15 protein-coding genes are annotated in these 13,077 nt (G+C 73.6%); 6 read left to right on the top strand and 9 right to left on the bottom strand.

Going from position 1 to position 13,077, the window contains the following annotated elements; all coding sequences use genetic code 11:
- Nucleotides 1-25: 25 nt before the first annotated feature.
- Entirely contained in the window at nt 26-1,054 is a 1,029-nt protein-coding gene (locus FHX31_RS02740) for an SIS domain-containing protein (protein WP_041784193.1), read from the bottom strand.
- Nucleotides 1,055-1,238: 184 nt separating this feature from the next.
- Here FHX31_RS02740 and FHX31_RS02735 point away from each other — a divergent pair, with 184 nt between their 5' ends.
- Entirely contained in the window at nt 1,239-2,840 is a 1,602-nt protein-coding gene (locus FHX31_RS02735; RefSeq protein WP_013475270.1) for a tetratricopeptide repeat protein, read from the top strand.
- Between the two features lie 86 nt (nt 2,841-2,926).
- Here the strand turns inward: FHX31_RS02735 and FHX31_RS02730 are convergent, their stop codons facing one another.
- Nucleotides 2,927-4,516: an MDR family MFS transporter gene (locus FHX31_RS02730; RefSeq protein ID WP_013475269.1), complete on the bottom strand. Its 1,590-nt coding sequence runs from the start codon at nt 4,514-4,516 to the stop codon at nt 2,927-2,929.
- 119 nt (nt 4,517-4,635) lie between these two features.
- Here FHX31_RS02730 and FHX31_RS02725 point away from each other — a divergent pair, with 119 nt between their 5' ends.
- Nucleotides 4,636-5,211, top strand: coding sequence for a TetR/AcrR family transcriptional regulator (locus FHX31_RS02725; protein WP_013288368.1), 576 nt, complete (start codon nt 4,636-4,638; stop codon nt 5,209-5,211).
- A 6-nt stretch (nt 5,212-5,217) separates the two neighbouring features.
- On the opposite strand, the gene FHX31_RS02720 is transcribed toward FHX31_RS02725, so the two are convergent.
- The gene (locus FHX31_RS02720) at nt 5,218-5,730 is read right to left on the bottom strand and encodes a GNAT family N-acetyltransferase (protein WP_013475268.1); all 513 of its coding nucleotides are present in this window, start codon (nt 5,728-5,730) and stop codon (nt 5,218-5,220) included.
- Complete coding sequence (locus FHX31_RS02715; RefSeq protein ID WP_013288370.1) at nt 5,727-5,942, bottom strand: biotin/lipoyl-binding carrier protein; 216 nt, start codon at nt 5,940-5,942, stop codon at nt 5,727-5,729. Before FHX31_RS02715 ends, FHX31_RS02720 begins: the two co-directional genes overlap by 4 nt.
- A 238-nt stretch (nt 5,943-6,180) precedes the next feature.
- Between FHX31_RS02715 and FHX31_RS32515 the strand changes: the two genes are divergently transcribed.
- Nucleotides 6,181-6,255: a 50S ribosomal protein bL37 gene (locus tag FHX31_RS32515; protein WP_369752275.1), complete on the top strand. Its 75-nt coding sequence runs from the start codon at nt 6,181-6,183 to the stop codon at nt 6,253-6,255.
- A gap of 78 nt (nt 6,256-6,333) precedes the next feature.
- Here the strand turns inward: FHX31_RS32515 and rsrA are convergent, their stop codons facing one another.
- The 5 genes from rsrA to FHX31_RS02690 form a co-directional block, all read right to left on the bottom strand.
- Nucleotides 6,334-6,621: a mycothiol system anti-sigma-R factor gene (gene rsrA / locus FHX31_RS02710; RefSeq protein WP_013288372.1), complete on the bottom strand. Its 288-nt coding sequence runs from the start codon at nt 6,619-6,621 to the stop codon at nt 6,334-6,336.
- Nucleotides 6,622-6,623: 2 nt separating this feature from the next.
- Nucleotides 6,624-7,433, bottom strand: a complete 810-nt coding sequence (locus FHX31_RS02705; protein WP_184974949.1) for a sigma-70 family RNA polymerase sigma factor — start codon at nt 7,431-7,433, stop codon at nt 6,624-6,626.
- A 228-nt stretch (nt 7,434-7,661) separates the two neighbouring features.
- Nucleotides 7,662-8,273, bottom strand: coding sequence for an alpha/beta hydrolase family protein (locus FHX31_RS02700; protein WP_013288374.1), 612 nt, complete (start codon nt 8,271-8,273; stop codon nt 7,662-7,664).
- A 97-nt stretch (nt 8,274-8,370) separates the two neighbouring features.
- Nucleotides 8,371-8,763 carry a WhiB family transcriptional regulator gene (locus FHX31_RS02695; RefSeq protein ID WP_013288375.1) on the bottom strand — a complete coding sequence of 131 codons (393 nt, stop codon included), beginning with the start codon at nt 8,761-8,763 and terminating at the stop codon, nt 8,371-8,373.
- A gap of 212 nt (nt 8,764-8,975) precedes the next feature.
- Nucleotides 8,976-9,683, bottom strand: a complete 708-nt coding sequence (locus tag FHX31_RS02690) for an SOS response-associated peptidase (RefSeq protein WP_184974943.1) — start codon at nt 9,681-9,683, stop codon at nt 8,976-8,978.
- Nucleotides 9,684-9,785: 102 nt separating this feature from the next.
- On the opposite strand from FHX31_RS02690, the gene aroA reads away from it, so the two are divergent.
- The 3 genes from aroA (at nt 9,786) to hisN (ending at nt 13,064) form a co-directional block, all read left to right on the top strand.
- Nucleotides 9,786-11,087, top strand: a complete 1,302-nt coding sequence (aroA, locus tag FHX31_RS02685) for a 3-phosphoshikimate 1-carboxyvinyltransferase (protein WP_184974940.1) — start codon at nt 9,786-9,788, stop codon at nt 11,085-11,087.
- 162 nt (nt 11,088-11,249) lie between these two features.
- On the top strand, nt 11,250-12,185 hold the full coding sequence (gene rsgA / locus FHX31_RS02680; protein ID WP_013475265.1) for a ribosome small subunit-dependent GTPase A: 936 nt from the start codon (nt 11,250-11,252) through the stop codon (nt 12,183-12,185).
- A 60-nt stretch (nt 12,186-12,245) separates the two neighbouring features.
- The gene (gene hisN / locus FHX31_RS02675; protein WP_013475264.1) at nt 12,246-13,064 is read left to right on the top strand and encodes a histidinol-phosphatase; all 819 of its coding nucleotides are present in this window, start codon (nt 12,246-12,248) and stop codon (nt 13,062-13,064) included.
- The last annotated feature ends 13 nt before the right edge of the window (nt 13,065-13,077 follow it).

The following is a 13,077-nucleotide window of genomic DNA, read 5'->3' as shown; positions in this document are numbered from 1 at the left end:
GCCACACAGCGTGCCACGCCGGACCTCACATCGTCGCCGTGACCTTCTTCAAGCCGCGCGGCGCGTCCGGGTCCTCGCCCCGGGCCAGGGCCAGGGCCAGCGCGAGCCGTTGCAGCGGCAGGATGTCGAGCAGCGGCGCGTACCGCTCGTCGACCTCGGGAACCGCCATCCGGGTCTCGCCGACCTCGGCGGAGCCGACCACGACCACGTCGGCGCGGCGTTCGCCGAGGCGGGGCAGCACCTCGCGCATCGACGTGCCGCCGGGGCCGGAGCCGACCACGGCGAGCACCGGGACGTCCGGGTCGGTCATGGCGAGCGGGCCGTGCAGCAGGTCGGCGCCGGAGAAGGCGAGCGCCGGGAGGTACGACGTCTCCATCAGCTTCAGCGCCGCCTCCCGGGCGGTCGGGTACGCGTACCCCCGGCCGGTGGTGACGAGCTGGGCGGCGAACCGGTAGCGCGGGGCGAGCCGGGCCGGGGTGTCGTCGGCGAGCGTCTGCGCGGCCAGCTCGGGCAGGCGGCTCAGGGCGGCGTGCTCCTCGGCGGGCAGCACGCCGTCGCCGGCGCGTACGCCCTCGATCAGCATGAGCAGCGCGAGCAGCTCGGCGGTGTAGGTCTTGGTGGCGGCGACCGCGCGTTCGTGGCCGGCGGCGATGTCGACGCTCAGCTCGGCGGTCTCCACCAGCGGCGAGCCGGGGTTGTTGGTGACCGCGAGGGTGAGCGCGCCGGACGCGCGGGCGACCCGCAGCACCTCGGCCAGGTCGGGCGAGCCGCCGCTCTGGCTGACGCCGACGACGAGCGCGTCGGAGAGGTCGGGCCGGGCGCCGAAGACGGTGATCGCGCTCGGGGAGGCCAGCCCGGCGGGCAGTCCGAGGCGGATCTCGGTCAGGTAGGCCGCGTAGAGCGCGGCGTGGTCGGAGGTGCCCCGGGCGGTGAAGACGACGTGCCGGGGGCGGCGTTCGGCGACGACGGCCGCCACCTCGGCGATGGCCGCCGCGTGCTCGGTGGAGAGCAGACGCTCGTAACCGGCCGGCTGCTCGTCGATGTCGGCGGCCATACCGGCCCCTGCTTGCGTCACTCCGGAACCTCCTTCTGCGCGTTTCCCGCGCGTTCGATGCTCAGTCTTGCACGTTTCAGTAGCCTCAATCAACGCAACGAGCAGGAGTGCGCAGTGGATCACTAACTGACGGAAGATCCCCTAGGCTTGCCCGGCTGACCGACCCGACCGGCGAGAGGACGACGTGCCCGAGGACGACGCCGCGCTGTCGGCGGAGGAGGAACTCGCGCTGGCCCGCCTGGCGCTGGGCGAGGGCGACCTGCGGCACGCCGCCGACCACGTGGCCGCCGCGCTGGTCCGCTCCCCCACGCTGCCCGAGGCGCACGAGACGCTCGCCCGGCTGAACGCGGCCAGCGGCGGCGACCTGGACCTCTTCCCGCTCGGTCAGCAGGCGTTCGTCGGCGCCGTGGTGGCCCGCGCGCACCTGCTCGCCGCCGCCGGCCGCCCCGCCGAAGGGCTCGACCTGCTCGCCGCCGCCACCGGCTACGCGCCGGCCGCGCCCTGGGCCGCCGTACCCTGGGTGACCGCCGCCGACCTGCCGGAACGCCTCGATCCCGAGCGCACCGCCCGGATCCTCATGCAGGTCTGCGCGGCGGCGCCGGACCCCGCGCCGCGCCGGCTGCGCGAGCCGCTCGCGCCGTACCTCACGCTGGCCCGCAACGCGATCACCGTCCATCCGGCCCATCCGCTGCTGCTGGGCGCGGCGTCCGCGCTGGCCCGGCGCCTCGGCGAGGTCACCCTCGCCGTCACCTGGGCCACCCGGGGGGTACGCGCACAGCCCACCAAACTCGGCGAGGTGTGGCTCGGGTACGCGTACCGCGGCGCCGGCCGGACCGCCGAGGCGCTCGCCGCACTGGAACGCGCTGTCGCGCTCGACCCCGACGACCTCGCTGTCTACGCGGACATCGCCGGCACGCTGGCCGACAACGGCCGGCTCGACGCGGCGCTGGGCTGGATCGACCGGGCGCTGGCGAAGGACCCCACCTTCGACTGCGCGGTGCACACCGCGCACCGGCTGCGCTACCTGCGCGACGGCGACGTGGACCACCTGGTGGCGCTCGCCGACTTCGTCCGCGACCACCCCGACGACACGCACGAGCACGGTGACCTCGCCGAGTGCTGCCGGGGCCGCCCTTGGCTCGGGCAGGTGACCCCGGCCGGCGACGACACCCCGGCCCTCGACGGTCCCGCCCCCTCGGCGGCAGCGGTACGGCGGCTCCAGCAGCTCGCGCACCCGGCGTGGGCGCATCCGCCGGCCGCGTACGACGCCGCGGTCGGGCTCGCCACACTGGACCTCGCCGACCTGCTCGCCCTGCTGGCACACCCGCCGGAGGCACCGGCGACAGCGCTGGGCCGGGTGCTCGGCGGGCAGGATCCGGCACTGTGGACGCGCTGCGCGCAGGTCTGGGCCTGCCTCGGCCTGCTGCACCACCGCACCGACGAGCCGTGGGAGCTGTCGACCCGGCGTCGGGTGCTGGGGGAACTGGCCGCCGGTGATCTCGGCCCGGCCGCCGAGGCGGCACTGTTCGCCCTGGTCACCGCCGCCTGGGTGCACCCGGACACCCGCGCCGACGTAGCAACGCTGGTGTCCGGGCGGATCGCCGAGGTGGCGGCCGGGCCGATGCGGCGCACCCCGGTGGCGGTGTCGCTGGCGTACCTGGCGCGGGCCACCCCGGCCCTCGACCCGGCCGCACGTGCCACCGCCGACTCGCTCATCGCCGGCGCCGCCGGCGGTCCGCTGCGCCGTCTCTGGCGACGGTTCACCGCCCTGTTCCGCCGGAACTGACCGCCGCCACTTCGCCGAAGTGGCGCGATCAACTCGCCCTCGAACCCGCCACTACCCGAGCTGGCGAGCAGCGGGCGCGAGGCACGTCAGGCGACGGGGGCCTTGCCGAGCGCGGCCTCGGCCTCGTCCTCCGGTGTGGCGCCGGCCGGCGGTACGTCGTTCGTCGCGCGCAGCGGCACCTCCTTGATGAACCAGGCGAGCACCGGTACGGCCACCGTGAAGAGGACCGCCCAGAAGAAGACGTGCGAGATGGCGTCGGAGAGGCCGCCGAGCACCGCCTCGCGCATCGGGCCGGTGAGCTTCTTGAGTGCCTCCAGGTCCATCGCGCCGCCCTCGCCGCCCGAGCCCGCGAACGCGGAACCGGCGGCCGAGTCGGCGAGGCGGTTGGCGAAGATCGCGCCGAAGAGGGAGACGCCGAACGAGCCGCCGATGGACCGGAAGAAGGTCGCAGCGCCGCTGGCCGCGCCGAGGTCCTTCTGTTCCACGCTGTTCTGCGCGATCAGCATCGAGGTCTGCATGAGGAAGCCCATGCCGACACCGAGCACGATCATGTAGATCGAGGACTGCGCCTTGCTGGTGTCCACGTCCAGCAGGCTGAGCAGGCCCATCCCGGCGACCATCACCACGCCGCCGACGATCGGGAAGAGGCGGTAGCGGCCGGTCCTGGTGATGGTCCGGCCGACCACGAGCGACACCACGAGCATGCCGAACATGAGCGGGAGCAGCAGCAGGCCGCTGTTCGTGGCCGACGCCCCCTGCACGGTCTGCTGGTAGAGCGGCAGGAAGTTCATCGCGCCGAACATGGCGAAGCCGAGCAGGAACCCGATCACCGAGATCAGCGCGAAGTTGCGGTTGGCGAACAGGCTCAGCGGCAGGATCGGCTCCGGCACGCGCCGCTCCACCACCGCGAACGCGCCGAGGGCGAGCACCGCCAGCACGGCGAGGCCGAGGATCTGTGGCGATACCCAGTCGTACTCGTTGCCGCCCCACGTGGTCACCAGCACGATCGCGGTGATGCCGACGGACAGCAGCGCCGCGCCCAACCAGTCGATCTTGTGCTCGGTGCGGTACTTGGGCAGGTGCATGGTGGTGGCGAGGATCAGCAGCGCCGCGCCGCCCAGCGGCAGGTTGACGTAGAACGCCCAGCGCCAGGAGAGGTTGTCGGTGATGAAGCCGCCGACCAGCGGGCCGGCGACCATGGCGATGGCCATGATCCCGGCGATCATGCCCTGGTAGCGGCCCCGCTCGCGCGGCGGGACCAGGTCACCGATGATCGCCATGACGCCGACCATCAGGCCACCGGCGCCGAGGCCCTGGACGGCACGGAACGCGATCAGCTCGGTCATGCCGGTGTCGGCGCCGCCGAAGACGCCGGAGCCGGACATGCCGCAGAGCGCGGAGCCGACCAGGAACACCACCACAGCGGTGAGGAAGACCGTCTTGCGGCCGTAGAGGTCGCCGAGCTTGCCCCAGATCGGCGTGGAGACCGTCGTGCCCAGCACGTACGCGGTGACCACCCAGGTGAAGTGGTCGGCGCCGCCGAACTCGAAGACGATCCGCGGCAGCGCGGTGCTGACGATCATGTTGTCGAGCATCGCGAGCATCATCGCGATCATCAGACCGAACAGGACGACCCGGACATTGGGTCTCGTGGTCACCTGGGCTGGTTGACTCATCGGTAGGCTCCCCCGCAGATCGGATGATCGACTTACTTGCCGCCCGGCTAGTTTGCTTACTAGCCGGACGGTAAGCTGATGGCGGGCGCACGTCAAGCGGATTGGAAGGATGTCGGCCGGTGAGGGAGACCACAGGTGGCACGCGCGAGCGGATCCAGGCCGTCGCCTTGGAACTCTTCACCGAGCAGGGCTACGAGAAGACGTCGCTGCGGGAGATCGCCGAGCGGCTCGGCGTGACCAAGGCGGCGCTCTACTACCACTTCAAGAGCAAGGACGAGATCGTCACCAGCCTGGTCGACGACCGGCTGCGCCGGATGGACGAGCTGATCGCCTGGGCCGCCGACCAGCCGCCCACCCTGGCCACCCGGCGCGCCCTGATCGGCAGGTACGCCGACAGCATGTTCGCCGGCGACCTGCCCCAGGTGATGCGCTTCTTCGAGCAGAACCAGACCGTGCTCAAGAGCCTGGTCGCCGGCCAGCAGATGCGGGACCGGATGATGCGGCTGGCGCACGAGCTGTGCCGGGGCGACGACTCGCCCGCCGCCCAGCTCCGCGCCGCGCTCACGCTGTTCGCGGTGCACAGCAGCTGGTTCGCGGTACGCGTGCCGGGCATCACCGACGACGAGCGCAAGCGGATCGCGCTCCAGGTGGCCGACGAGTTGCTCGCCAAGATCGGCGAGACCGGCCAGGGCTGAGCCGGTTCAGCCCGCCGCGGCCAGATCCAGCCGCAGGCCGCGCAGGTCGATACCGGGCAGCGGCGTCCAGTCCTTCTCCGGGTACCTGACGAAACCGAGCCGCTCGTAGAGGCGGTGTGCGTTCGCCGCCATCCCGGCGCGGACGCAGATCACCACGGCGGTGCAGCCCAACTCCGTGGCGCGCGCCACGCACGAGGCCGCGAGCGCGGCGCCCGCGCCCCGGCCCTGCGCGGCCGGATCCACAGCGAGCATCCGGAACTCGGCCTCGCCCGGGCCGGCCAGTTCGGCGTACGGGGTGCCGGGCAGCACGAACGTCACCGCGCCGAGCACCTGGCCGGTGGCGTCGTCGACGGCCACCAGCACCTCGCCGGTCTCGGCGCGGCCGGCCACGTCGGCGAGCACCGGCGCGTACCCGCTCTCGTCCTTGAGCTGGCCGTCCGCCTCGTACGCGGCGACTGTCAGCCGGGCCACGGCCGGGAAGTCCGCCGGCTCGGCGCGGCGCACCCGCAGGCCGGTCAACCGATCTCCGCGATCAGGTCGCCGTCCTGCACCACGTCGCCCTCGTTGACCGCCAGCTTCTGCACCACGCCGTCGGACTCGGCGACCACCGGGATCTCCATCTTCATCGACTCCAGGATGACGAGGGTGTCGCCCTCGGACACCGTGTCACCGGCCGACACGACGACCTTCCAGACGTTCGCCACCATCTCGGCGCGGATCTCCTCGGCCATCTCGGCCCTCCCTCTCCCCGACAGCTCCCCGACAATCCTGCGAACGGTATCCAATCATGACGCCGGTCACGCCGGGCCGCGCACCACCGCCGCGCGCGATCCGCCCCGCCGCGCCCCGACCGCCGGCGACGGCACTAGCATCGTGCGGGTCGGCCACCGGCGAGCCCGGAGGGCCGCACCGCGACCTCCGCCGCGCCCAGCCGCGGACGGAACCGTGACCAGCACAAGGAGGCAGAGCATGGCGAAGAAGGCCCGCAAGAAGAAGGCCCGCAAGAAGAGCAGCGCCAACCACGGCAAGCGCCCCAACTCCTGATCATCCGATCAGGCGGCGCAGTCGCCGGACAGCGCAACGGCCCGGGTCCGTGTCGGACCCGGGCCGTTGCGTCGCTTGTCAGTCGGCCAGTTCGCGGGACTCGGTGCTCTCGAAGACCACCAGCTCGGTCAGCCGCAGGCGCAACCGCTCACGCAGCTTCTCCGGGGCCGCCTCGTTGCCGCAGCACCGGGCCACGAGCGCCTTGACCTCCTGCTCGATGCCGTACTCGCGCAGGCACGGCCCGCACTCGTCCAGGTGGTGCCGGATCAGCACCCGGCGCTCCTCGGCGCACTCCAGGTCGAGGTAGAGGTAGACCTCGGCGAGCACCTCGCGGCAGTCCGTCTCGTGCGGTTGTCCACAGCTCACGGTCACACCTCCCGGCCGGCGGCGGCGGTCGAACCCTTCTTCGACGAGGCGGCGCTGAAACCCCGCTCCGCCGCGTACTGCTCCAGCAGCTTCCGCAGATTACGTCGGCCACGGTGCAGACGGGACATCACGGTGCCGATCGGCGTGCCCATGATGTCGGCGACCTCCTTGTAGGAGAAACCCTCGACGTCGGTCAGGTAGACGGCCAGGCGGAACTCCTCCGGCAGCTGCTGGAGGGCCTCCTTGACGTCGCTGCCCGGCAGCCGGTCGAGCGCCTCCGTCTCGGCCGAGCGCAGGCCGCTGGACGTGTGCGACTCCGCCTCGGCGAGCTGCCAGTCGGTGATCTCCTCGGTCGGCGCCTGGATGGGCTGGCGCTGCCGCTTGCGGTAGGTGTTGATGTAGGTGTTGGTCAGGATCCGGTAGAGCCAGGCCTTCAGGTTCGTGCCCTGCTCGAACTGGTGGAAGGCGGCGTACGCCTTCAGGTACGTCTCCTGAACCAGGTCCTCCGCGTCCGCCGGGTTGCGGGTCATCCGCAGTCCGGCAGCGTAGAGCTGATCGACGAAGGGCATCGCGTCCCGCTCGAAGCGGGCCCTGCGCTCGTCCGTCTTCTCGGTGGTCAACCGCACATCCCCTCGCGTCGGATGCTTTCCCGCCGAGGATACGCGTACCCACCTACCGGCAGATTCACTTCCGGAGTGTGTGCCGGTGCTCACGACCGACGCCGCCGCGGGCCACTCCGGCGCGTCGAGCAGCCGCCGGAGCTGACGCTCGTCCCGTTCGTCCCGTTCCCGGCTCCGTGTCTCGATCGGCACCGGTCACCCCCCTCGCGCTGGCTCTGTCGTCGTCCAAGGGAGATAACGCGAGTTGTGGGGCATGGCATTCCTCCGGCCCCACCCGATCCTGGTCCCGGCCTCGGCCGCGACCGACGCTGGGACCAGGAAGGGCCTGGGAGGGTGGCCCCGGCGCGCCCGAACCGGGCGGCCGGCACCAACCGGTGCAACGACCCGCCGCGGCGGACGGTCACGGCGCGCGCCGCCCGGTCAGGACGACCACCCGTGTACGCGCAACCAGTCCCGCACCACGGCGGCCGTGCCGGCCGGGTCGCCGCGCAGGTCGTGGCGCTCCCCCGGCCGGACCACCACCTCGATGCCGGGGCCGGACTCGGGCACGCCGAACGGATCCCGGTCGCCGTTGACGACGAGCGTGGGCAGGCCGGTGAGCAGTTCCCCGGCCCGGGATCGCTCCGGTCGTCCCGGCGGGTGCAGCGGGAACGCCAGTGCGACGACTCCGGCCGCCCCGACGGCGGCGGCGGTACGGCAGGCCACCCGGGCGCCGCTGGACCGGCCCCCGACCACCCAGTGGCGCACCCGCGGGGCACGCCGGCGCAGGTCGGCCAGCACCGCCGTCCACGCCTCGTCGAGGTGCCCGGCGGGAGCGGGCGCGCGTCGCCCGGCAACCCGGTACGGCTGGGTCACCAGGGCCACCCCGGCCCCGGCGGCGAGCACCGCGTCCCGAACGGCGGTCAGGTCGGGCGCGTCCACGTCACCGCCGGCGCCGTGACCGAGCACCAGCACCGTGGTGCCGTCGGCGGGTGGGTCGAACCGGAGCCGGGCGGGCCCCCGTGGTGTGTCGATCTCGTCGTCGTGCCGCACCGGCTCATTCTGCGCGGCCGGCCGGCCCGCCGGTGATCGGGCGCGGAAACGGACGTCGCCCGCGGCCTGCCGGAGCGGGCCACGGGCGACGTCGGGATCAGCTCAGCGGGACCAGCGTCAGCAGGCGGTCGCGCACCGGCGGACCGGCGTCGTCGAGCGCGTCCGGATCCGGCTGCACCTCGCTGCGCCAGGCCACCAGCATGGCGCGCCGCTCACGCGGCGTGGTGCCGCCCCAGACGCCGTGACAGTCGCCCACCTCCAGCGCCCAGGCCAGGCAGGAGCCCTGGACGTCGCAGGTGCGGCAGAGCGCCACCGCCGCGTCGGCCGGTTCGTTCGGTGCCGGAAAGAACGTCTCCGGATCGACGTTCTGACAGGTGCCTCTGGTGCGCCACGCGTCGTCCTGGCGTCGTTCGCTCAGCGCCCGCAGCAGTCGCGGATCGCGCCGCGCGGCGGCTACCTCGTGCGGACGCGGCATACGTGCCCGTGTCAATACACCCACCTCCCCCGTGGGAACCGGCGTAGATCTTTACAAGATCGATGGGTGTCATCCGCCCCGTGCGAACAGACGCCCATCACCGGCGCTGTGTTCTATCGCATTCGAATACGTAAGGACAAGAGTCTTCAATGAAACTGACTGAACGTCCGGGCGACTTTTCCGGCCCAACCCCGGCAAACGGGGCACGCAAATGTGGCGGAGCGTGATCAGAAGAGCGTCGGTCCGGCGGCCGTCCCGACACCCGCCGGAGCCACCGCGGCGATCAGCTCCGGGCCGTCGTTGCGGACGTCGCCGACGGCCCGGGAGACGGGCCGGATCTCCAACCCGGCGAGCAGGCCGGCGTCCGGCGGCGTGAGCAGTTCCGCCGGCTCCTCGGCCGGGCCGAGCCATTCCGCCCAGCGCTCCGGCGACAGCAGCAGCGGCATCCGGTCGTGCACCTCGGCCAGCTCGCCGACCGCAGCGGTGGTGAGCACGCTGAACGTGAGCCGGGCCGCGCCCGCCGACTCCCAGACCGACCAGATGCCGGCGAAGGCCAGGACCGAGCCGTCCCGCGGGGTCATGAAGTAGGGCTGGCGTCCGCCGTCGGCGAGGCGGACCCACTCGTACCACCCGTCGGCGGGGACCAGGCAGCGGCGGCGGGCGAAGGACGGCGCGTACGCCCGGCTGGTGGCGACCGTCTCGGCCCGCGCGTTGATCATGCGGGCGGCCCCGGCGGCGCTGCGCGACCACTGCGGGAGCAGGCCCCAGCGGCCGAGGGAGAGCAGCCTGTGCCCCTCCGGGGCGAGCCGGACCAGCGGCACCGGGTCGGTCGGCGCGACGTTGTAGTCCGGCGCCACCCCACCGGTCTCGTCGGCCGACTCGAACAGCGCGCTCAGATCGGCGGCGCTCCGGGTCGTGGCGTACCTCCCGCACATGGCGCCCACGCTAGCCGCATCCGGACGTTCCGGCTGTCCCGCCCAACGGGAGCAGCGGCGACGGGCGGTTCCACCGGCCCGTGAGCTTGGCAGAATGTAACGGTGAGCAATCCGACCGCGACGAGTCCGCCGCAGCCGTGGACCGCGCCGACCGCGAGCGACCCGGTCGCCGCGACGCTGCGCCTGCCCGGTTCCAAGTCGATGACCGCCCGGGCCCTGGTGCTCGGCGCGCTCGCCGGCGGGCCGTCGACACTCGCCCGTCCACTGCGCGCCCGGGACACCGAACTGATGGCCGGTGGCCTGCGCGCACTCGGCGCCCACATGTCGATCTCGGACGACGACCGCTGGCTGGTCCGTCCCTACCCGCTGGCCGGCCCGGCGCACGTCGACGTCGGCCTGGCCGGCACCGTGATGCGCTTCCTGCCCCCGGTCGCCGGGCTGGCCGCCGGGCGGGTCACGTTCGACGGCGACCCGCACGCCCGGACCCGCCCACTCGGGCCGCTGATCGGCGCGCTGCGCACGCTCGGCGTCCGCATCGACGCGCCCCCGGCCGGCAGCCTGCCGCTCGTCGTGCTCGGCGCGGGGCGGGTGACCGGCGGTGACGTGGTGATCGACGCCTCCGCGTCCAGCCAGCTCGTCTCCGGTCTGCTGCTCGCCGCGCCGCGTTTCGACAGGGGCGTCGTGGTCCGGCACGAGGGGCCGCCGGTGCCGTCCGCGCCGCACCTGCGGATGACGGTGCAGATGCTCCGCGCCGCCGGCGCCGCCGTCGACGACACCACGCCCGACGTCTGGACGGTCGAGCCGGGCCCGCTGTCCGGGCGCGGGTGGGAGATCGAACCGGACCTGTCCGGCGCCGCGCCGTTCTTCGCCGCCGCGCTGGTCACCGGCGGCGAGGTGACGCTCCAGGGCTGGCCGCGCAGCAGCCTCCAGCCGGTCGAGCAGCTCCGCGAGCTGCTGCACCGGATGGGCGGCGAGGTGAGCCTCGGCACCGACGGCCTGACGGTGCGGGGCACCGGCACCGTGCGCGGGCTGGACGCCGACCTCTCCGACGTGGGCGAGCTGACCCCGGTGCTGACCGCGCTCACGCTGCTCGCCGACAGCCCGTCCCGGCTCACCGGCATCGGCCACATCCGCGGTCACGAGACCGACCGGGTCACCGCCCTGGCCAAGGAGTTCACAGCGCTCGGCGCGGACATCACCGAGACCCGCGACGGCCTGGACATCCGGCCCCGGCCGCTGCGCGGCGGGACGTTCCGCACGTACGCCGACCACCGGATGGCGCACGCGGCGGCGGTGGCCGGGCTCGCCGTCCCCGGCATCGAGGTCGACGACGTGGCGTGCACCTCCAAGACCATGCCGGAGTTCCCGGCACTATGGTCGGGGATGGTGACAGGCAAGAACTGACAGCGGGGGGACGTCCTGACGACGAAGCGGCGCGAGTACGACGAGGACGACGTCCGGGTACGACCGGGCCGGTCCTCGCGCCCGCGTACACGCACCCGGCCCCTGCACGCAGACGCCGTCGACGGCTTCGTCATCGCCGTCGACCGGGGCCGCTACACCTGTGTGATCCCCGGCGCCGGACCGGACGCGCCGCTCGTGACCGCCATGCGCGCCCGCGAGCTGGGACGCAAGTCGGTGGTGGTGGGCGACCGGGTGGGGCTGGTCGGGGACACCTCCGGTGCGCCGGGCGCGCTGGCCCGCATCGTGCGCATCGCCGAGCGGACCTCGGTGCTGCGGCGTACCGCCGACGACGACGAGACCACCGCCGAGGGGCGGCTGGAACGGGTGGTGGTCGCCAACGCCGACCAGCTGGTGATCGTCAGCGCGCTCGCCGACCCCCCGCCGCGTACCGGGTTCATCGACCGCTGCCTGGTGGCCGCGTACGACGCCGGCATCGAGCCGCTGCTCTGCCTCACCAAGGCCGACCTCGCCGGCCCGGAGGCGGTGCTCGGCTACTACACCGAGCTGGAGCTGCCGTACGTGCTGATCCGCCCGGACTCCGACCTGGCCGCGCTGCGGGCGCTGCTCGCCGGCCGGGTCTCGGTGATGGTGGGCCACTCCGGGGTGGGCAAGTCGACGCTTGTCAACCGCCTCGTCCCGGACGCCGAACGGGCGGTGGGCACGGTCAGCGCGATCGGCCGGGGCCGGCACACCTCGACCAGCGCGGTCGCGCTGCGCCTGCCCGCCGAGCCCGGCGCCGACGGCGACACCGGCTGGATCGTCGACACCCCAGGGGTACGCAGCTTCGGGCTGGCCCACGTGTCCGCCGAGAGCCTGCTGCACGGCTTCCCCGACCTGGTCGAGGCGACAGTCGACTGCCCGGCCAACTGCCCGCACACCGCCGACGAGGCGGACTGCGCGCTCGACGCCTGGGTGGCCGCCGGGAAGGCCGACGCGCGCCGGCTCGCCTCGTACCGCCGGTTGCTGGCCTCCCGCAGCGGCGAGGGCGACCCGCGCGAGCCGGAGCGCAACCCCGGCGACCCGCTCGCCGGGTCCTGAGCGGCAGACCGGCGGCGACCCGCCGTCGAAGGCCGGGCCGCCGCCACTAGCGTGTCAGTCATGACCGGGTACGCCGACGACCTCGCCCTCGCCCACCTGCTCGCCGACGCCGCGGACGCCGTCTCCTCGGCCCGGTTCCGCGCGCTCGACCTGCGCGTCGAGTCGAAGCCGGACCTGACGCCGGTCTCCGACGCGGACACCGCCGTCGAACGGGAGATCCGGGCGCTGCTGGCCGCCCACCGTCCCGGTGACGGCCTGCTCGGCGAGGAGTACGGCGAGCAGCCGCCGGCCGGCCCCGACGGGCGGCGCTGGGTGATCGACCCGATCGACGGCACGAAGAACTTCGTCCGGGGCGTACCGGTCTGGGCCACCCTGATCGCGCTGCTGGAGCACGACCGGCCGGTGCTCGGCCTGGTCTCCGCCCCGGCGCTGGGCCGCCGCTGGTGGGGCGCGCTCGGCGCGGGCGCGTTCGCCGGCACCGGTCCGGCGGACGGCACGCCGATCCGGGTCTCCGGCGTGACAGCGCTCGGCGACGCGAGCTTCTGCTACTCGTCGCTGACCGGGTGGGAGCAGGCCGGGCGGCTGGACGCGGTGCTCCAGCTCATGCGCGACACCTGGCGCAGCCGGGCGTACGGCGACTTCTACGGCTACATGCTGCTGGCCGAGGGGGCACTGGACGTGATGGTGGAGCCCGAGCTGTCGCTGTGGGACATCGCCGCGCTGGTCCCGATCGTCACCGAGGCGGGCGGAATCGTCACCGACCTGGCCGGGCGGCCCGCCCCGGCCGGCGCCGACTCCGCCGACATCAGCGCCGTGGCCAGCAACGGGGCGCTGCACGACGACATCCTGGCCCGGCTCGGCCGTCCAGCCGAGCGCTGACCCGGGGGAAGCC

This window comes from Micromonospora sp. CNZ286 (assembly GCF_014207755.1).
This window is presented reverse-complemented; position numbering and strand designations above follow the sequence as displayed.

Bases quoted from the DNA above. Each gene is read 5' to 3' on its own strand.
- FHX31_RS02740 (WP_041784193.1), bottom strand. From the start codon at position 1,054: ATGGCCGCCGACATCGACGAGCAGCCGGCCGGTTACGAGCGTCTGCTC.
- FHX31_RS02730 (WP_013475269.1), bottom strand. From the start codon at position 4,516: ATGAGTCAACCAGCCCAGGTGACCACGAGACCCAATGTCCGGGTCGTC.
- FHX31_RS02715 (WP_013288370.1), bottom strand. From the start codon at position 5,942: ATGGCCGAGGAGATCCGCGCCGAGATGGTGGCGAACGTCTGGAAGGTC.
- FHX31_RS02690 (WP_184974943.1), bottom strand. From the start codon at position 9,683: ATGTGCGGGAGGTACGCCACGACCCGGAGCGCCGCCGATCTGAGCGCG.
- hisN (WP_013475264.1), top strand. From the start codon at position 12,246: ATGACCGGGTACGCCGACGACCTCGCCCTCGCCCACCTGCTCGCCGAC.